Annotated in this window: 20 protein-coding genes, 4 tRNA genes and 1 pseudogene; 3 read left to right on the top strand and 22 right to left on the bottom strand. The window is 41.8% G+C overall.

All coding sequences use genetic code 11. The features are described 5' to 3' along the window. The 8 genes from ATZ99_RS03450 to rlmB all read right to left on the bottom strand — a co-directional run. On the bottom strand, nucleotides 1–208 hold a 208-nt coding region (locus ATZ99_RS03450; RefSeq protein WP_245641296.1), incomplete at its 3' end, for a GTP-binding protein. A gap of 110 nt (nucleotides 209–318) precedes the next feature. Then, nucleotides 319–394: transfer RNA gene (locus ATZ99_RS03445), tRNA-Thr, on the bottom strand. Between the two features lie 3 nt (nucleotides 395–397). Beyond that, nucleotides 398–474 (bottom strand) — tRNA-Met (locus tag ATZ99_RS03440). A gap of 8 nt (nucleotides 475–482) precedes the next feature. Next, nucleotides 483–558 (bottom strand) — tRNA-Gly (locus tag ATZ99_RS03435). A gap of 6 nt (nucleotides 559–564) precedes the next feature. Continuing rightward, nucleotides 565–650: transfer RNA gene (locus tag ATZ99_RS03430), tRNA-Tyr, on the bottom strand. An 85-nt stretch (nucleotides 651–735) separates the two neighbouring features. Next, entirely contained in the window at nucleotides 736–1,380 is a 645-nt protein-coding gene (sigH, locus tag ATZ99_RS03425) for an RNA polymerase sporulation sigma factor SigH (protein WP_068747835.1), read from the bottom strand. 61 nt (nucleotides 1,381–1,441) lie between these two features. Beyond that, nucleotides 1,442–1,981, bottom strand: a complete 540-nt coding sequence (locus ATZ99_RS03420) for an NYN domain-containing protein (RefSeq protein ID WP_068747834.1) — start codon at nucleotides 1,979–1,981, stop codon at nucleotides 1,442–1,444. Next, on the bottom strand, nucleotides 1,965–2,720 hold the full coding sequence (rlmB, locus tag ATZ99_RS03415; RefSeq protein ID WP_157074694.1) for a 23S rRNA (guanosine(2251)-2'-O)-methyltransferase RlmB: 756 nt from the start codon (nucleotides 2,718–2,720) through the stop codon (nucleotides 1,965–1,967). The genes ATZ99_RS03420 and rlmB overlap by 17 nt, the downstream gene beginning before the upstream one ends. Nucleotides 2,721–2,812: 92 nt before the next feature. Here rlmB and thyX (ATZ99_RS12285) point away from each other — a divergent pair. After that, a pseudogene (gene thyX, locus ATZ99_RS12285) lies at nucleotides 2,813–3,088 on the top strand (FAD-dependent thymidylate synthase); the annotation flags it as partial. A gap of 288 nt (nucleotides 3,089–3,376) precedes the next feature. Next, nucleotides 3,377–3,967, top strand: coding sequence for an FAD-dependent thymidylate synthase (gene thyX, locus ATZ99_RS12280; protein WP_342669101.1), 591 nt, complete (start codon nucleotides 3,377–3,379; stop codon nucleotides 3,965–3,967). Here the strand turns inward: thyX (ATZ99_RS12280) and ATZ99_RS03405 are convergent. From ATZ99_RS03405 to ATZ99_RS03375, 7 genes are all read right to left on the bottom strand, one after another. Beyond that, entirely contained in the window at nucleotides 3,933–4,325 is a 393-nt protein-coding gene (locus tag ATZ99_RS03405; RefSeq protein ID WP_068747831.1) for a Mini-ribonuclease 3, read from the bottom strand. The two genes, thyX (ATZ99_RS12280) and ATZ99_RS03405, sit on opposite strands and share 35 nt — an antisense overlap. A 17-nt stretch (nucleotides 4,326–4,342) precedes the next feature. Continuing rightward, a complete protein-coding gene (gene cysS / locus ATZ99_RS03400) occupies nucleotides 4,343–5,746 on the bottom strand; it encodes a cysteine--tRNA ligase (protein ID WP_068747830.1) in 1,404 nt (467 codons plus the stop codon). Further along, nucleotides 5,743–6,285: a serine O-acetyltransferase EpsC gene (gene epsC / locus ATZ99_RS03395; protein WP_068747850.1), complete on the bottom strand. Its 543-nt coding sequence runs from the start codon at nucleotides 6,283–6,285 to the stop codon at nucleotides 5,743–5,745. Before epsC ends, cysS begins: the two co-directional genes overlap by 4 nt. 292 nt (nucleotides 6,286–6,577) lie before the next feature. Further along, nucleotides 6,578–7,051 carry a 2-C-methyl-D-erythritol 2,4-cyclodiphosphate synthase gene (gene ispF / locus ATZ99_RS03390; protein WP_068747829.1) on the bottom strand — a complete coding sequence of 158 codons (474 nt, stop codon included), beginning with the start codon at nucleotides 7,049–7,051 and terminating at the stop codon, nucleotides 6,578–6,580. Nucleotides 7,052–7,056: 5 nt separating this feature from the next. Further along, entirely contained in the window at nucleotides 7,057–7,758 is a 702-nt protein-coding gene (gene ispD / locus ATZ99_RS03385; RefSeq protein WP_068747828.1) for a 2-C-methyl-D-erythritol 4-phosphate cytidylyltransferase, read from the bottom strand. A 19-nt stretch (nucleotides 7,759–7,777) separates the two neighbouring features. Next, nucleotides 7,778–8,863: a PIN/TRAM domain-containing protein gene (locus ATZ99_RS03380; RefSeq protein WP_068747827.1), complete on the bottom strand. Its 1,086-nt coding sequence runs from the start codon at nucleotides 8,861–8,863 to the stop codon at nucleotides 7,778–7,780. Nucleotides 8,864–8,997: 134 nt separating this feature from the next. Next, nucleotides 8,998–9,474, bottom strand: coding sequence for a CarD family transcriptional regulator (locus ATZ99_RS03375; RefSeq protein ID WP_068747826.1), 477 nt, complete (start codon nucleotides 9,472–9,474; stop codon nucleotides 8,998–9,000). 239 nt (nucleotides 9,475–9,713) lie between these two features. Between ATZ99_RS03375 and ATZ99_RS03370 the strand changes: the two genes are divergently transcribed. Then, complete coding sequence (locus tag ATZ99_RS03370; RefSeq protein ID WP_068747825.1) at nucleotides 9,714–10,109, top strand: nucleoside triphosphate pyrophosphohydrolase family protein; 396 nt, start codon at nucleotides 9,714–9,716, stop codon at nucleotides 10,107–10,109. A gap of 32 nt (nucleotides 10,110–10,141) precedes the next feature. Here ATZ99_RS03370 and radA read toward each other — a convergent pair whose 3' ends face one another. The 7 genes from radA to fusA all read right to left on the bottom strand — a co-directional run bounded on the left by radA (nucleotide 10,142) and on the right by fusA (nucleotide 18,645). Continuing rightward, entirely contained in the window at nucleotides 10,142–11,494 is a 1,353-nt protein-coding gene (radA, locus tag ATZ99_RS03365) for a DNA repair protein RadA (RefSeq protein ID WP_068747824.1), read from the bottom strand. 63 nt (nucleotides 11,495–11,557) lie between these two features. Next, the gene (locus ATZ99_RS03360; protein ID WP_068747823.1) at nucleotides 11,558–13,996 is read right to left on the bottom strand and encodes an ATP-dependent Clp protease ATP-binding subunit; all 2,439 of its coding nucleotides are present in this window, start codon (nucleotides 13,994–13,996) and stop codon (nucleotides 11,558–11,560) included. Nucleotides 13,997–14,000: 4 nt separating this feature from the next. Next, entirely contained in the window at nucleotides 14,001–15,059 is a 1,059-nt protein-coding gene (locus tag ATZ99_RS03355; protein ID WP_068747822.1) for a protein arginine kinase, read from the bottom strand. Between the two features lie 15 nt (nucleotides 15,060–15,074). Then, the gene (locus ATZ99_RS03350) at nucleotides 15,075–15,611 is read right to left on the bottom strand and encodes a UvrB/UvrC motif-containing protein (RefSeq protein WP_068747821.1); all 537 of its coding nucleotides are present in this window, start codon (nucleotides 15,609–15,611) and stop codon (nucleotides 15,075–15,077) included. A gap of 5 nt (nucleotides 15,612–15,616) precedes the next feature. Beyond that, a complete protein-coding gene (locus ATZ99_RS03345) occupies nucleotides 15,617–16,090 on the bottom strand; it encodes a CtsR family transcriptional regulator (RefSeq protein WP_068747820.1) in 474 nt (157 codons plus the stop codon). A 130-nt stretch (nucleotides 16,091–16,220) separates the two neighbouring features. Next, a complete protein-coding gene (locus ATZ99_RS03340; RefSeq protein ID WP_068747819.1) occupies nucleotides 16,221–16,472 on the bottom strand; it encodes a hypothetical protein in 252 nt (83 codons plus the stop codon). 85 nt (nucleotides 16,473–16,557) lie between these two features. Next, nucleotides 16,558–18,645 (bottom strand): elongation factor G, encoded by a 2,088-nt coding sequence (gene fusA, locus ATZ99_RS03335; protein WP_068747818.1) that lies wholly within the window; start codon nucleotides 18,643–18,645, stop codon nucleotides 16,558–16,560. Nucleotides 18,646–18,818 lie beyond the last annotated feature (173 nt).

The raw sequence follows: 18,818 nt of genomic DNA, 5'->3' as shown, positions 1-18,818 counted from the left end.
ATTCTACGTGCGCCGTGGCTATGGTTATCCCTCTTTCCCTCTCTTCCGGCGCTTTGTCAATCTGATCGTAAGCTACAAACTGGGATAATCCCGCATTTGACAATACCTTCGTTATCGCCGCCGTCAGTGTCGTCTTGCCGTGGTCTACGTGCCCTATGGTGCCTACGTTTACGTGCGGCTTCTTCCTCTCAAATTTCTGTTTTGCCATTTCTTTGCCCTCCTTGGTATGTAAGTAGTTTTTTATAAAAATAAAAAAGCCTGTACACTACAATTATACTCAAACAAAAAATAATTTTCAAATATTTACTTAAAATTAAATGGAGCCCACGACCGGGATCGAACCGGTGACCTCCGCCTTACCAAGGCGACGCTCTGCCGACTGAGCTACGTGGGCATCTGGTTGCGGGGGCCGGATTTGAACCAGCGACCTTCGGGTTATGAGCCCGACGAGCTACCGGACTGCTCCACCCCGCGATGTATAATGGAGCGGGAAACGGGAATCGAACCCGCGACACCCAGCTTGGAAGGCTGGTGCTCTGCCAACTGAGCTATTCCCGCACAAAATGGTGGAGAGAGGTGGATTCGAACCACCGAAGGCATCGCCAGCAGATTTACAGTCTGCCCCCTTTGGCCAGCTCGGGAATCTCTCCATGTTTTCTATTATAAAAAGAAAAGGCATTTTGGTCAACAGGAATTTAAAACTATTTTTTTTGTTATTCGGCAACCTTTAAAATATTATATGCCTCTAATCTCTAAGTATTTTTCAAGCTTCCTCTTCACCCTTTGAAGGGCATTATCGATGGATTTAACGTGCCGTTTTAAATCCCTGGCAATCTCCTGATACGATTTGCCGTTCAGGTAGGAGATTAAAACCTCCCACTCTAATTTGCTCAAAATCTCCCCCATTTTATCTTCTATATCTGCAACCTCTTCTCTGCTTATTATGAGTTCTTCCGGATCAGTAATCTTAACTTCGGTAATTACATCCATCAATGTCCTTTCGGAATCTTCATCATATATTGGCTTATTCAGGGAGACGTAAGAATTCAAGGGGATGTGCTTTTGGCGGGTGGCAGTTTTTATTGCGGTTATTATTTGCCTTGTTATGCACAGCTCCGCAAAGGCTCTAAATGAAGTCAGTTTATCCGGGTTAAAATCCCTGATGGCCTTATATAAGCCTATCATGCCTTCCTGAATAATATCCTCTTTATCGGCGCCAACCAAAAAATAGGACCTGGCTTTTGATTTTACAAAGTTTTTGTACTTATTTATAAGGTACTCCAATGCCTCCCTACTGCCACTCCGGGCTTCATACACCACCTCTTCATCCTGCATTTCTTCAAAACAAACAAAGGATTCCCTTTGAAGCCCCACATTCACATTATCGCCCCCAAAATTAAATAAGCCACGAATAAATTATATCTCAAAACACGGATTATAGTCAAGCTTGACAACCTTTAATCCTATTAATCAAACTTTTCAAAGTTGTCTCATCCAGCCTATCGGCCAGAGTCTCCTTCCTGGATTTCATGATATCTTCCTTTTTCCTTCGTTCTTCGAAAATCCTGTTTACCTCATATAAAAGCTCCCGGGCAGATACCCTTATAGCCCCTTTGCCCAGCACGATCCTCTGTTCAAGAAAATCCGAAGTGGCCACCCTCACCCGGTACTCTTTTCCGGACTCTTTACCGTAACTTTCCACCATTTTTTCTATATAATTGTCCGCCGTCTCCCGCTCTTTCGTATATACCACTTCTACCCCGTTTATATTTTCTATTATCCTCCTTCCTCCTTCCACCATGTGCGCATCAAAAACTACCTTCACTTTTACACCGGTCAAGGCCGAATATTCGCTCATAATATCCACCAATTTCTGCCTGGCAGTTTCCAGGTCAATTTCCTTAGCGCTCTGTAGATTGGGCCATGCGTTTATTATGTTGTACCCATCTACAAAAAGTACTTCTTCAGGCCTTTCCAGCATCTTTTAACGCCCTCTGCCTTATTATCTCATATCCTATTACCGCAAAAGCCACCGCAGCGTTCATGGAAGTAACATGGCCCATCATGGGAATTTTCACCAGAAAATCGCATCTTTCTTTTACAAGCTTCCCCAGCCCTTTATCTTCTCCTCCGACCACCAGCGCCAACGGTCCGGTTAAATCCTTTTCATAATACACTTCTCCATCCATATCAGCCCCTACCACCCAGATCCCTTTTTCCTTCAATTTCTCCAGCGTAGAGGCTATATTGGTAACCCTGGCGATATCCACGTATTCCCCCGCGCCTTCCGATACCTTCATTACCGTTGGTGTTACGCCGCAAGCCCTTCTTTTAGGTATTATTACTCCGTTTACCCCGAGGCAATCACAGGTGCGAAGAATACTGCCCAAGTTAACCGGGTCCTCGATCTCGTTTAACACCGCGATAAAGGGTTCCCGGGTCTTAGAGCTTGCCTTTGTCAGTAATTCCTCAAAGTCCAAATAAGGCTTTAAAGAAGCCTGGGCAATTACCCCCTGGTGTTTTTTTGTTTCCGATATCCTGTTTAAATAATTTTCATCCACTTCTACTACGGGCACATTATTTTGCCTTGCAAGCTCGTTTATCCTCTTTATAAAAGCCCTGTCCCCTTTTTTTACATATATTTTATTCATCGGCCGTCCAGCCTTAAGCGCTTCCAGGACTGAATTTTTCCCTTCTATTAAAAAAGATTTATCTTCCAATCCACCCACCCCATGATATAATTTTTCTTAAGGTAATTTGGATTTTTATAAATGATATTTTAAATTTCATAAAAAGTCAAGGAGGACGGGCAATGAAGGTAAAAATCTTAACTCACACCCCCGAACCGGAAAAAACCGTTGCAGCGGCGGCAAGACTTTGTTATTCCAATTCAGGGCCTCTTGAAATAATGGAAAATATGAGCCGGGAAAAAATAGAAAAATTCCTCAATAAACTTATCAGCATGGGGCATCTGTCACCGATCGAACATGTAAGCTTTACGTTTGGCATCGAAGGAGTAAGCAGGACCCTGCTTGCCCAGCTAACCCGCCATCGCATAGCCTCTTATTCGGTTCAAAGCTTGCGCTACAACAATCCCTTTAAAGAAGATATAATAAATCAGAAAGCTGAAGAAGAAAAATTGCAGAAACAAAATTTAGCATACATTAAAGGCTTAGCCCTTTCCCCCGAGTTTAACGACCCGGCAAAAATTAATGAAAGGTTTGGTATAATTATAGAAAAAAATATAATTACCGAAAAACATTATGAAGAATTATTCAAGGAAAACCTTTCTCATTTTATTAGAGGTATTTCCGACGCCTTTGTACAAACCGGTGAAAATTTTCTAATATTTCCTGAAGAATTCAAAGAATATTTTATGCAGGCGGGTTTAAAATTTGAGATGGAAAACGAAAAGCTTTTATTCCGCAAAGATAACGCCATAGAATTTTGCCTCTTTATTTATGAAGGGATGGATTTTTCTTATAATTTATTTTCCAAGGAAAAATTATTTCAAATTATTAGCAGTATAAAGGGTTTTTACGAGAAACTCTTATTTATTCTGGAAGAATATATAAAAAGAAAATATTATTCTACCCTCCCCGAGGATATTAAAAAAGATATAAAGGCAATTTTTATTTATTTGGACGGCTTGAAGGGAGCAAAAGAAGCCTATTTAAAGCTTGTAAATTCAGGAGTGGATAAAGAAGACGCCAGGTATATCCTGCCCATGGGAACGATGACCAATATAGTTATGACGATGAATGCCAGGAGCCTTTATAATTTCTTTGCATTGAGATGCTGTAACAGGGCTCAATCGGAAATAAGGGAACTTGCAAATCTAATGCTAAAAGAGGTAAAAAAAATCGCTCCCACCCTCTTTGAGAAGGCAGGAGCTCCCTGTGAATCTCTTGGTTATTGCCCCGAAGGGGATCTTAGCTGTGGTCGTTTTCCCGGGATGAACCCTTAATGATCTCATAGGATGCTAAAAGTATCTTATTTAACCGCTCGTTTTGACCCGACAGGTATAAATATCCCAGGAGGGCTTCAAATCCCGTGCTCATGTGGTAGTCGGCAAGGGTAGCGTTTTTGGGAACGGTATTTACTTTTGCATTTCTGGCTTTCCTTACCACTTCCTTTTCTTCGGGAGTAAGGAAAGCCTCAATTTTTTTTAATATTTCGGCTTGAGCGGAGGCTTTTACATACTTGATAGCCTCCACGTGTAAATCCCTGACCTTTTTTTTCGTTTTTATTACCATTGTCCTGATAAAAAGATTGAAAACCGCATCGCCTACAAAGGCGAGGGCAAGTGACGATATATCTTCCATACTTTTCTATATCACTCCTACTTTATTTTCTTCCATCTTACCCCCGATGGTGTATCTTCTAAAATTACACCTTTATCTTTGAGCTCATCCCTTATTTTATCCGCTAATGCATAATTTTTTTCCTTTCTCGCTTTTTGCCTTTCTTCTATCAGTTTCAAAATTTCTTCGTCTACCAATTCTTCCTTGCCAAAATCTCCAAAAAGCCCAAGAATATCTCCCAGCTCAAGTATAAGTTCTTTTGTATAAGTAACCAGTTTTTTAGAGGAAGTATCCTTCAGGTTAGTATTTGCCTCTCTTACTATCTCGTAAATTGCCCCCAGCGCTTCTGCCGTATTAAAATCATCATCCATAGAATCAATGAATTTTTGTTTTAACGACCTTAGCCTGTCCAGTAATTCCCTTTCCTCTTGGTTTAATTCCCTATCCCCGGTTACCTCCTGTAAATGTTTCAGGGCGTACAATGCATTGTAAAGCCTTTCCAAAGCGCTCCTGGCTTGATCCATTAACTCCCTGCTAAAATTGATCGGGCTCCTGTAATGGGTAGAGAGCATAAAGAGCCTTAATACCTCCGGGTTGTATTCCTTTAAAATTTCCCTTACCGTAAAGAAATTACCCAGAGACTTGGACATCTTTTCGTTGTTTACATTTAAATAACCCACATGCATAAAATACCTTGCAAAGGGTTTACCGGTTGCAGCTTCACTTTGCGCAATTTCGTTCTCGTGATGGGGGAAAATAAGGTCAGAACCCCCTCCGTGAATATCTATAGTTTCACCTAAGTATTTCATGGACATGCAGGAGCATTCAATATGCCATCCGGGCCTTCCCTCACCCCAGGGGCTTCCCCAGCAGGGTTCCCCCTCTTTTTTCGCTTTCCACAGGGCAAAATCCATCGGGTCTTTCTTTTTCTCTCCCGGTTCTACCCTCGCCCCGGCTTCTAATTCTTCTAAATTCTGACCAGAAAGCTTGCCGTAATCCTTAAATTTCCTGGCCGCAAAATACACATCTCCATCCACTGCATAGGCATAGCCCTTCTCTATAAGTTTTTCTATGAGCTCAATTATCTCTTTAATGTGCTCCGTAGCCCTTGGGTGGACATCCGCCCTTTTCACCCTTAAGGCATCCGCATCCGTAAAATACTCCTTTATAAACCTTTCCGCCAGTTCCTTTACGGTGATGCCTTCTTCTTTTGCCCTTTTGATCATCTTATCGTCAATATCGGTAAAATTTTGAACAAAAACCACATCATAACCCCTGTACTTCAAATAGCTCCTCACTACATCGAAGGTGATGAAAACCCTGGCATTACCCACATGAAAAAAATCATAAACCGTGGGACCGCAGGTATATATGGTGACCCTGTTGTCCTTTAAAGGTTTAAATTCCTCTTTTTGCTTTGTCAGCGTGTTGTAAATCTTCATTGGAAAACCTCCCTGAGCATTTTTTCCCTTCTTCTCTTGACCTCAACTGCGGGAATACCTACCACCGTAGTGTAAGGCGGAACATCTTTCAATACCACCGCATTTGCCCCTATTTTCGCACCCCTGCCAATCCTCACGGGCCCCAATATCTTTGCCCCTGCTCCTATTATCACATCATCCTCAACGGTGGGATGCCTTTTTACGGTGGTTTCGTTTCCGGTAGCACCAAGGGTTACTCCGTGGTAAATTGTAACATTATCCCCTATTTCCGCGGTTTCTCCTATAACAACACCCATCCCGTGGTCAATAAAAAGTCCCTTGCCAATTTTAGCTCCCGGGTGAATTTCAATACCCGTAAAAAACCTTCCCAGCTGGGATATCAATCGGGCTATAAAAAACATCCTTTTTAAATAAAATTTTCTGGCTATTTTATAAAATATTAAGGCATGAAGCCCGGGGTAACAGAGTACAACCTCCAAAAGGCTCTTTGCCGCCTTATCTTTTTTCATTATTAACCTGGCATCTTCTATTATACTCATTTTTTCGCCTCCTTGCACCCTTTTTTCATTTTTTGGGAAAATAAAAAACCCTTCGTCCCAGAGGCGAAGGGTTTCGCGGTCCCACTCTGCTTTATCGCTCATTGCGATGCAATGCTCCGGAGCGCACAGGGCCCAACCTCATGGGACTGCTCTCAGCCGGTGACAATCCCTCTCTGTATGAGGCATGTAAGGACCTTTCTTCTCCATCATGGCATTTGTATTCAGTTTTAATAATTATAATATTAAATTCGACATGAAATGTCAACAATCAGAATCTCAAAATCAATAAAAATTATAACTTTTTAATAAGGCAAACCGCCTTTGCAGAAATTCCCTCTCCTCTTCCCTCAAATCCCATGCCTTCCGTGGTGGTGGCTTTTATACTGACCTTTTCCTTTTGAATATTAAGTGCAAAGGCTATATTCTCTCTCATCTTTTCGATATAGGGCGCAAATTTCGGCTTTTCGGCTATTATAACCGAATCAATATTAACTATTCCAAAGCCTTCTTCCTTCAAAAGCTCCGCTACCCTTTTCATCAAAACAAGGCTGCTGATATCTTTGTACTTCGGATCCGTATCGGGAAAATGCCTGCCTATATCTCCTAAAGCAGCGGCCCCCAGAAGGGCATCGTTGATTGCATGTACCAGCACATCCGCATCGGAATGCCCCAGCAAACCCTTCTCAAAGGGTATGTTAACCCCCCCTACGATCAATTTTCTTCCTTCAACCAGTCTGTGAGTATCGTAACCTATACCAATCCTCACAAATGTCACCTCTTTTTAAATTCACCAAAGCCCAGGTTCAAAAAGGCTTCGGCTATTATTATATCCTCGGGGGTGGTGATTTTTATGTTTTCATAAGAGCCATCAATTATTTTAACCTTATACCCCAATCTTTCCACAAGAACCGCATCGTCAGTACCGTAGAACCCTTCTTTTCTTGCTATCTCATGGGCTTTCAGTATTACCTCGTACATAAAAGTCTGAGGGGTCTGTATAGCATACAGTTTCCTTCTATCGGGAGTCGCTTTTATAAAACCATCTTCCACTATCTTAATGGTATCCTTTACCGGCACCGCCACTCCTGCGGCCTTATAGAGCTTTGCCGCCTCTATGCTTTCTAAAATTATACCGTGGGTAATAAATGGTCTTACTCCATCGTGTATTACAACAATATCGGTTTGAGGAGAACAACTCCTCAAACCGTTGTAAACCGAATCCTGGCGCTCCAAACCGCCCTCGATTAATCTGGTTTTTTTAAATTTATATTTCAGAATAATATCCTTCCTCACAAAATCCAGGTCTTGCTCTCCTACGACAAGGATTATTTCGTCTATTTCCCTCAGTGTTTCAAAAACCGTCAGGGTATAATAAAGTATTGGAAATCCCTTAACCGGCAGGTATTGCTTGCTTTTTACAGAATTCATTCTCTTGCCCTTGCCGCCGGCAGCAATTACTGCGGAAACGTACATCGTCTTCACCCCGGAATTACTACATTGATTTAGGTTTTGCAAATATCATCCTGCCAGCAGCCGTTTGAAGCACGCTGGTAACGATAACCCCAATGGTCTCTCCTATGTGTTTTTTCCCTCCATCCACAACAATCATTGTTCCATCATCAAGGTAAGCCACACCCTGTCCGGATTCCTTGCCATCTTTTATGACCTGCACTACCATTTCTTCGCCAGGTAATACCACGGGCTTAACCGCATTGGCAAGCTCGTTAATATTCAAAACAGGAACTTTATGAAGCTCGGCCACCTTGTTCAAATTAAAGTCATTGGTAATAATCTTGCCATCAAGAAGCTGAGCTAATCTCACCAGTTTGCTATCAACTTCAGCCAAATCTTCAAAATCACCTTCATAAATCTCTATATCGATGTTTAATTCTTTCTGCATTTTGTTTAATATATCCAGCCCTCTTCTACCACGGTTTCTCTTAAGTACATCCGATGAATCCGCAATATGCCTTAGCTCTTCCAGGACAAATCTCGGAATAATAACAGGACCTTCTATAAATCCCGTCTGACAGATATCCGCAATCCTGCCATCTATTATCACACTGGTGTCCAGTATTTTGGGTTTTATCCAGTTCACAATCGTAGGAGCCTGATTTTTCTTCGGTGAAATATAAGAAAAGGGGACGAGGTTTGAGAGCTCCTCTTTTTTATTTATGGCAATGCTGGCTCCGAGATAACCCAGTAAAATGTTTGCAATTATAGGTAAATAAGAACCAATCCAGGGTATGCTCAAGAAAGCCCTTAAAAATAAATTAGCAATAATAAGTCCCATCAGTAACCCAAAAAAACCGTAAATAAGGTCCCTCATCGGGGTCTTCTTCAGTTTGTTCTCAATAAAAACCTTGGCCTTCTCTCCGGCTTCTATCATTTTAGGACTTATAAGGAGAAATAATACTCCAAAGGAAGCAGAAATTATGATATAAACCGCTATTTTTGCATTTAAGTTGATACTTAGGACATTGAATATATCATTTAATTTAAAAAGCAGAAAACTTATTTCATAACCTATCCCCAGTCCTAAAATAAGTAGAAATGCTCTGATTAACCTGTAGACCACTGCTCTATCACCTCCTATTATAAAGTATTGCCGAATTTTTCTCTATTTTTTCTTTTATTCTCATTATATAATATATTTTTTTATTATTCCACGGTCATAGAATTTTTTGGTAAAAAATTAGGGCATAAAGCCCCTTAATTAAATGCCTGTTCTATTAATTTACCGGCCTCATCGACCCCGATATTTTTACAAAGGACTATTTCGCTTATCAGTATCTGTTTAGCATTTTCCAGCATCCTTCTTTCTCCGGTGGAAAGCCCCTTTTCCCTTTCCCTGAGGGAAAGATTCCTCACCACTTCGGCTACCTGAAATATATTTCCGCTTTTTATCTTTTCAAGGTTAACCCTGTACCGGTGATTCCAGTTTGCTGGCATTTTACTTTTTGAGCCCTTCAATACTTTAAAAACCTCATCTATTTCCTCATCACTTACCACCTGTCTTATACCGACTTCTTCCACATTATTGATAGGAACCATTATCTTCATATTATTAGTGGGAATCCTCATTATATAATACTTATGTTTTTCCCCCAGTATCTCCTTTTCTTCTATGGCTTCGATTACTCCCGCTCCATGCATCGGATATACTACCTTGTCTCCTATATTGAACATTTTATTGCCCTCCCGGGACAGCTGGAATACTCTTTTCTAATTAATAACATAAAAAATATTATATGTCAAGTAAAAATTTTATTATACTATATATGCCTATAGCTGTCAATCTATTTTTTGCTGTTTAGTGCTGCTGATAAAGGCTTATTTTTAATAATTTTCTTATACTTTTATTTGACAAACAAAGTTGGCGAGGGCTATAATTAAACTTGTCAGAGATTTTCTCAGGGGGGAGTTCGATGAAAGACAATACGTGCAACGAATTTCAAGCTACAGTCTCCCAGTGTCTGGTTAGACACAAAAGCATCATCGACATAATCACCAAAATACAGGAAACCGCCGGACGTGTTAACAGAGCCGTCGCAAAATCGGTCACCAGTTGCGGATGTTTAGAAGTAAACGCTAAAAAACAACAGTTCCCCGCCAATATTTCTCTTCACGAACTAACACAGTTTATGGAAACTCATTTAAAGGGTGATTTATGCGAAAATTGCCAGGAAGTCCTTGAGCAGGAAATAGGGAATCATCTGTTTTACTTAGCTGCTCTTTGTAATATTCTGGGTTTAAGTTTAAATGACATTATTTCTAAGGAGAACGAAAAACTTTCAACCCTTGGGATTTACAATTTATCTTAATTTTTTTCCGGGAAAAAACCCGGATTTTGTTTTTAAAAGGCCTCCTGTTCCGCTTCGATAAGATTCGATACTCCGGTAACCTTATCTAAAAGCTTTGCGTCTAAGTCCCTTAAGTTAGCTTTGGGGAGTATTACCCTGGAAAAACCTAATTTCAAGGCTTCGTAAACCCTCTTTTCCGGATAGCTCACACTTCTTACTTCCCCCGAAAGCCCAACCTCCCCCATTACCACAAGTCCCTCTAACAGAGGTTTATTTTTAAAGCTCGAAAAAACCGCCAGTATCACCGCTAAATCTGCAGCAGGTTCGGTAACCTTAATACCCCCGGCTATATTTATAAAAACATCCTCTCTATTTAAAAATAATCCCATGTTCTTTTCCAGAACCGCTATTAAAAGGGAGGCTCTATTATAGTCTATTCCGTAAGTCTGTCTTTTGGGAATGTTAAATCCGGAAGAGCAGGTGAGAGCCTGTACCTCAATTAGAAGGGGCCTGGTCCCTTCTATGGTGCATGTAACCACAGACCCCGGAGAATTCTTCGTTCTCCCGGAAAGCAAAAAATTAGAAGGGCTTTCCACCTCTACCAGTCCTTTTTCTCTCATTTCGAAAATTCCTATCTCGTTCGTTGAGCCAAACCGGTTTTTTACGGACCTGAGAATTCTGTAAGATTGATACCTTTCTCCTTCAAAGTAGAGCACCGTATCCACCATATGTTCCAGGGTTTTAGGGCCCGCCAAATTCCCTTCCTTGGTCACATGCCCCACAAGAAAAACGGCTATTCCTTTTTCTTTGCTTATCCTTAATGATCTTAAGGTAACTTCTCTCACCTGATTTATACTGCCGGGTGCCGACTCCAACCCGGGTATATAAACAGTCTGTACAGAGTCCAGTATTACAAAGTTAGGATTAATCTCATTTATGCAGTTTTCGATAGCATCCATATCGTTTTCGCATACCAGGTAAAAATTCCGGGATTTTATATCCAGCCTGTCCGCCCTCATTTTTATTTGTCTTGCCGATTCTTCTCCGCTAATATACAGCACGCGGTAATTTTCTCCCAGATTACCGCCCAGCTGAAGCATGAGAGTGGATTTACCTATACCCGGATCCCCTCCAATTAATATCAGGCTCCCAGGGACTATTCCGCCACCCAGTACCCTGTCCAGTTCCTTTATTCCTGAAGTTACCCTTTCTTTTTCTATGGTTTCTATTTCATTTAAAAGAACCGGCTGCGATAAAACGCTTTTTTTAAAGGCTTCGGGGTAATTATCTTTTTTTATATTGACTTCTTCAAAGGTATTCCAGCTGCCGCAGTCAGGACAGCGTCCCAACCACTTTGCAGATTCAAAACCGCATTCCCGGCATACGAATTTTTTCTTATTGGCCATAATCTCCTCCTGACTATGTAAAAAAGGCAAGGATTTTGCCTTGCCTTTATGGTAATTCATTTTCTATTTACTTGCAATACTTAATTCTTTTTTTTCAAAGGTGAGTTTGCCCTCTTTTTCATCTATCAATACGGTATTGCCTTTGGCAATGGTGCCTTTTAACAACTCTTCGGATAAATTGTCTTCAATTTCTCTTTGAATAACTCTTCTTAAAGGCCTTGCACCGTACATCGGGTCATATCCTTTTTTGGCAAGCCATTCCTTTGCTTTATCGGTAACTTCGATTGCTATGTCAAATTCCTTCAACCTTTCATTTACCTGCTGGAGCATAAGGGTGACTATTTCCTTAATATGGGTTTCATTCAGGGCATGGAAAACTATTATTTCATCAACCCTGTTCAAAAATTCGGGCCGGAAGGTCCTTCTCAACTCTTCCAGGACTTTATCCTTCATATCATTGTAATTCTTTTCTTCCTCTTCCCGGGGCATGAAACCGAAGGTCCTGGATTTTTGTATCAGGTTAGCTCCTACGTTGGAAGTCATGATTATTATGGTGTTCCTGAAATCCACCGTTCTGCCCTGGGCATCCGTCAGCCTTCCATCTTCCAGAATCTGAAGCAGAATGTTGAACACATCCGGATGAGCTTTTTCGATTTCATCGAAGAGCACTACCGAATAGGGTCTTCTGCGGACCTTTTCGGTAAGCTCTCCGCCCTCTTCGTAGCCTACATATCCGGGTGGAGCGCCTATCATCCTGGATACGGCAAATTTCTCCATATACTCCGACATATCCAGCCTTATCATGGCATTTTCGTCACCAAACATTGCTTCCGCCAATGCCCTGGCCAGTTCCGTCTTACCCACACCCGTTGGTCCGAGGAATATAAAGGATCCTATCGGCCGTTTTGGGTCTTTTAATCCGGCTCTTGCCCTTCTAATTGCCCTTGCCACGGCTTTTACCGCTTCATCCTGCCCGATTACCCTTTTATGAAGGATGTCTTCCATCTTTAAGAGCCTCTCGGATTCTTCTTCCGTTAATCTTTCCACCGGAATACCGGTCCAGCTGGAAACAATTTTTGCAATATCCGCCTCGGTTACTGTGGAATTGTCGAGCTTATTTTCGCTCTGCCATTTGGATTTTAAACTGTCAAGTTTTGCTTTTAAATCCTGCTCCTTATCCCTTAGTTTCGCAGCCTTTTCAAATTCCTGAGCCCTTATTGCCGCATCTTTCTCCTTCCTCAAAGCCTCCAGTTCGTCCTCCAGCTCTTTCAGTTCGGGAGGCGCCGTGAGGCACTGGAGCCTTACCCTGGAAGCAGCTTCATCTATAAGGTCTATTGCCTTATCCGGAAGGAATCTGTCGGTAATGTACCGGGAAGAGAGCTTCGCTGCTGCAGCGATAGCTTCATCGGAAATCTTCACCCTGTGGTGAGCTTCGTATTTATCCCTCAATCCCTCTAATATTTTAATGGTGTCTTCCACCGTAGGCTCATCCACCATTATGGGCTGGAAGCGCCTTTCCAGTGCCGGGTCTTTTTCCACGTGTTTTCTGTATTCGTCTAAGGTGGTGGCCCCTATTGTCTGCAGTTCTCCTCTGGCTAAGGAAGGCTTAAGGATATTGGAGGCATCTATAGCCCCTTCTGCTGCTCCCGCACCAATAAGGGTATGCATTTCATCGATAAAAAGTATTACATTCCCGGCCTGTTTAACTTCCGTCAGGACCTTTTTTAACCTCTCTTCAAATTCTCCCCTGAATTTTGTGCCTGCCACCAGTAAAGCTAAGTCTAAACTAACTATTCTCTTGTCCTTTAATATTTCGGGAACGTCTCCCTCCACGATTCTCTGTGCAAGCCCTTCCACAATGGCGGTTTTACCTACACCCGGCTCTCCTATGAGGCAGGGATTATTTTTGGTTCTTCTGGTCAAAACCTGAATTACCCTTTCGATCTCCTTCTGCCTCCCGATAACCGGATCCAATTTCCCTTCAGCGGCAAGTTCCGTCAGGTCCCTGCCGAACTGGTTCAGCGTAGGTGTGTTATTGTACCTTCTGAAGGCCGCCTGGCCCTTAACATCCGTTCCCAGCAGGGAAAGGACTTCATTTCGAGCTCTGTCTAAGCTAACCCCCAAATTGTTTAAAACCTGAGCCGCAACTCCTTCCCCTTCCCGGATTAGCCCGAGTAGTATGTGCTCGGTGCCAACGTAATTATGTTTTAGCCTTCTGGATTCATCCATGGCAAGTTCCAGAACCCTTTTAGCCCTTGGCGTATATCCTATGGGGCCCTGTATTACAAATGGCCCTACACCTATTAAATTCTCCACCTGTTCCCTTACCTTCTGTAAGTCCACTCCCAGATTGGTAAGAGCTCTTGCAGCTACTCCTTCCCCTTCACGGATTAGACCTAAGAGCAGGTGCTCGGTCCCTACCACATTGTGGTTTAACCTCCTTGCTTCCTCCTGAGCGTAAGTGATTACCTTTTGAGCCCTTTCGGTAAATTTCCCGTTCATCGAATTATCCCTCCTTTATTAATTTCCCTCTAATAAAATTAGCTCTTATTATATCTCTCTCGACAGGTTGTAAACTTTTGCCGTTTAATTTTTGAATGTACGCAGGTCCTGAAATCATGAAGAGTTTATTTACTTCTTCAGGTTTTAAATTTTTAATTATGCCCAGGTCTATCCCCAGCCTCACATTGGAGAGGTGTGCCATTGCTTCCTCCGAGGATAAAAGCCTGGCATTGGTAAGTATTCCGTAGGACCTTAATATTCTATCTTCTAACCTTATTCTATCCTCATTTTTTAAATTTCTCCTGGCCTGCCTTTCACTGGAAATAATCTGTTTTACCACGCTGTTTAAGCCTTCTATAATATCCTCTTCGGTTTTGCCCAGGGTAATCTGATTGGATATTTGATACAGATTACCTTTGGCCTCGGTGCCCTCGCCGTATATTCCTCTTACCACCAGCCCTAACTGAGCCATAGCGGAAAACATCCTGTCGGTCTGTTTTAAAAGGGTAAGCACCGGAAGGTGCAGCATTACCGAAGCCCTTATTCCTGTACCCACATTTGTGGGGCAAGCTGTAAGGTAGCCGAGTTTTTCATCAAAAGCAAATTCCAAACTTTCTTCCAAAACGTCGTCTATTTTTCCCGCCAGTTCATAGGCATCTTCCGCAGATAGCCCGGGAAAAATCACCTGAATTCTTATGTGATCCTCTTCGTTTATCATAATGCTGAAGGTTTTATCACCGCTTACAATCACGGCTCCCTTTTCAGAAGATGCCAGATCAGGGCTTATAAGGTGCATTTCCACAAAGAGCTGTCTATCATTGGGAGTAAGTTCCTTCATGAGATATATTTTTGACTCCTTGGACAAAATTTCATTGGCTTTGAAAGCATTGTACACAAGCTCGATTATCTCGGTATCTTTTTTATCAGAAAGCAGATGAGGAAAAGGAACATCCTTTAAATTACGGGCAAGCCTCACCCTGCTGGAAATTACAATATCCGATTCTGGCCCCAGGTTGTTCAGCCAGGAGATCTTTGAAGTATCAAGAATTTCTTCCAAAGACAATTGCCCCGCCCCCTATCAGTTGCTTGCAAGTTTTTGCTCTAATTCTCTAATTTTATCTCTCAAAACCGCAGCTCTTTCATATTCTTCCGCATTTACCGCTTCCTGCAGTTCCCTCTTCAACTTCTCTATCTCGCTTTTTAGCCTTATTTTCCCTCCGCTCCTTTTGGGCACCTTCCCCGCATGATAGGTTTTACCGTGGAGCCTCCTCAGCATCGGATCCAACTGTCCTCTGAATGCGGTGTAACAATTGCTGCAACCGAATCTTCCGATCTGGGTGAACCTCGGAAAGGTCAAACCGCATCTATCGCACTTTGGAGGTTCATTGCTCCTTTTAATCTCTTTTGAAACAGGCTCAAAAAAGCTGGATAGAAACTTTTGCACGGAAAAGGGTTCCACTTCAAAATCGAAATTCAAAGAACCAAAATCTCCCATGAGGCTAAAATTCTTCTTTTTTGCACATTCTTCACAGAGGTGCATTTCTGTTTTCTCACCATTTACTATTTTTGCGATGTGCACCGTAGCAGGGTTTACCTTGCACTCCTGACACATCATTTTAATTACCCCCTTTTTTCTATTTGTTCATTCAAAAGGGCAGTCAGCATAGCCTTGAAAATTCTCGCTCGAATCCTATCTCTTTCCGGAAGAGGTATTCCAAGGGTCCTTTTGTTTAAAGCTGCCTTCATTATTTCTGCTTCCCTTTTATTAATTATTCCCTCCCGGTCTAAAATATTAATCAAGTCAAAGGCTTTAGTACTGGAAATGCTATCCCCTATACAATCTATCACTTCTTTTATAAACTCATCATCACTTATTCTTACCTTTTTTATCCTTATATATCCTCCGCCGCCCCTGCGGCTTTCCACAATATAGCCTCTCTCGAGGGTAAAACGGGTAGCAAGCACGTAATTAATCTGCGAGGGTGCGCATTGAAATCTGCTGGCCAGGTCGTTTCTTTGAATTTCCAAAATGTTTCCCGCTTCTTCTATCAGGTTTTTTAAAAAATTTTCAATTACATCCGCAAGATTAGGCATTCCCGCAATCACCTCATTTTTGACTTTGACTTTCTTTGACTTTCAATTATATTATAAAATACAGGTTTTAGTTTTTCAAGATATATTTGGAAAATTTTTTATTAAAAATTTAGGGAGGGTAATCCCTCCCTTACTTTTTGTCCTTTTTATTCTTTTCTTTTTCCTTTTGTTCATCCAATTCTTTTGAAATTTCCACAAGATTATTAGCTCTTCTCAACTGCTGTTCAGGAGAAATCCAGCCCATCAAACTCGACATTATTTCTCCGTACATCGTGTCATCTGCCAGTTCATCCTCTAATTCGTCGTCAATTTTCTTTTTAAATTTGGCATCCTCGGGTTTTTCTATATGCCCGAGCCTTCTTTCCCTATCTTTATCCGTCATTTTTGCCCCTCCCTGAAAAAAATTCTATTTTAATTTTCCCTGAATTTTAACATATAATTCGGTGAGGGGCGCATTAAAATATATATTACTCTTCTTCTTCCTCTTTGTGCGCTTTTGGAGATTCGGCAATTATCTTTTCCGCTATGGGTGCGGGAACTTCTTCGTAATGGCTGAATACCGCTTTAAAAGATCCTCTGCCCTGGGTCATGGACCTTAAATCCGTAGCATACCTGAACATTTCCGCCATGGGCACCTGAGCCTTTATGTGCTGCATACCATCGGAAAGTTCCATCCCAAGAATTCTTCCTCTTCTCTTATTTAGATCTCCTATAATGTCGCCCATGTAGTATTCAGGTACCACAACTTCCACATCCAGGATTGGCTCTAATAATACGGGTTTTGCCTGGGTCATTCCCTTTTTGAAGGCCATTGAAGTTGCAATTTTAAACGCCAATTCCGAAGAATCTACAGGATGGAAGGAACCATCGTAAAGCACCGCCTTAAAGCCCACCACGGGATATCCTGCAAGAACTCCTTCCTTCATTGATTCGCGTATGCCTTTTTCTACCGCAGGAATGTACTGTTTGGGAACGGCTCCACCGAAAATCTTTTCTTCAAATTCAAATCCATCTTCCGAATCAATAGGTGAAAATTCAATCCATACATGGCCATATTGACCGCGACCACCCGATTGCTTCTTGTACTTGCCTTCCACCTTGACCGTACTGCGAATGGTCTCCCTGTAGGGAACCTTCGGCAAGCTGAGGAGCATATCGGTGCCAAATTTATGGTGGAGCTTACCGGCGAGAACCTCCAAATGAATTTCTCCCATGCCTGAAACCAGAAGCTGATTGGTTTCCGTATTCTTGCTTACCTTAAAGGTCATGTCTTCTTCCGTTAACCTCTGTAGACCTGCCGAAATCTTTTCTTCATCACCCTTTGATTTCGGAACAGCCGCAAAGGAAATTACCGGCTCGGGGAAAGCGATTTGTCTTAAAACTATCGGATGCTCTTTTTCGCACAGGGTATCATTTGTGGAGGTGAACTGAAGTTTTGCCACCGCCACAATATCTCCGGCTTCGGCAGCTTGAACCGGCTCCTGCTTTTTACCCCTCATGGTATAGATATGCCCTATTTTTTCTATATCTCCTTTAACCGAATTGAATACAACGGAATCGGGTTTTAAAACCCCGGAGCAAACCTTAAAAAGATTTAACCTTCCTACAAAGGGGTCGGCCATCGTCTTGAATACAATGCAGGACAATGGTTCATCCTTTTTAAAGGTTCTCTTTTCTTCAGCTTTCGTATTGGGATTATACCCGACCTCTGCAGGTCTCTCCGCTGGAGACGGAACGAACTCGCAAATTGCATCCATTAAAAGGGTGACGCCCTTCCCGGTGGTTGAAGAGCCGCAAAGCACGGGATAAATTAATCCCTGTTTTACCCCAATTTTTAAACCTTTTGATATCTCTTCCTGGCTCAATTCCTGACCATCCAAATATTTTTCCAGAAGCTCGTCATCGGTTTCCGCCACCGATTCCATTATCATTAAACGGTAGTTTTCAATCTCATCCTGGTATTCGGAAGGAACGGGAATCTCCTTTAAGGCCTTGCCGTCAAAGGAATAAGCTTTATTTTTCACGATATCGATAATCCCCTTGAAATTTGCTTCCTGTCCGATGGGGATAAAAAGGGGAATTACCTTGCTTCCAAATAATTCTCTCATTCTCTCTAGAACTTTCTGGAAATTGGCATTTTCCCTGTCTATTTTATTTACGAAGAAAATCCGCGGCAGTTTTTCCTCATCCGCGTATTTAAAAACTATTTCCGTGCCAACTTCTACTCCTGCAGCTGCGCATACTACTATAACAGCACCGTCGGACACCCTCAGTGCGCTTTTTACTTCGCCAACAAAATCAAAGTACCCGGGAGTGTCCAGTAGGTTTATTTTAAAATCCTTCCATTCCACCGGTGCAATGGAAAGGGAAATAGAAATTTTCCTTTTTATCTCCTCGGGGTCGTAATCGCTCACCGTGTTGCCTTCTTCGACCTTACCCATTCTGTCAATCGCCCCGGAAAGAAAAAGCATTGCCTCGGTTAAAGTGGTTTTCCCTGCTCCGCTGTGAGCTATGAGGCTAATATTTCTTATCTTGTCAGTGGGATAAGTTTTCAAGTCGAATCTCCTCCCTTATTTTGACTTGTTAAAAAAATAGTTTTTTATTTTATTTTGAGATAATACTTTATTTATTCTACTCCCGTTTAAATTTTTCCTGCAAAAATTATTTCCAAATTAAAAACTTAGACAATTTTTTTAACTATAAAGTAATATAAAAACCGGAAATTTCC

It is taken from the genome of Thermovenabulum gondwanense (assembly GCF_001601575.1).
Taxonomy (GTDB): Bacteria; Bacillota; Thermosediminibacteria; order Thermosediminibacterales; family Thermosediminibacteraceae; genus Thermovenabulum; species Thermovenabulum gondwanense.
This window is presented reverse-complemented; position numbering and strand designations above follow the sequence as displayed.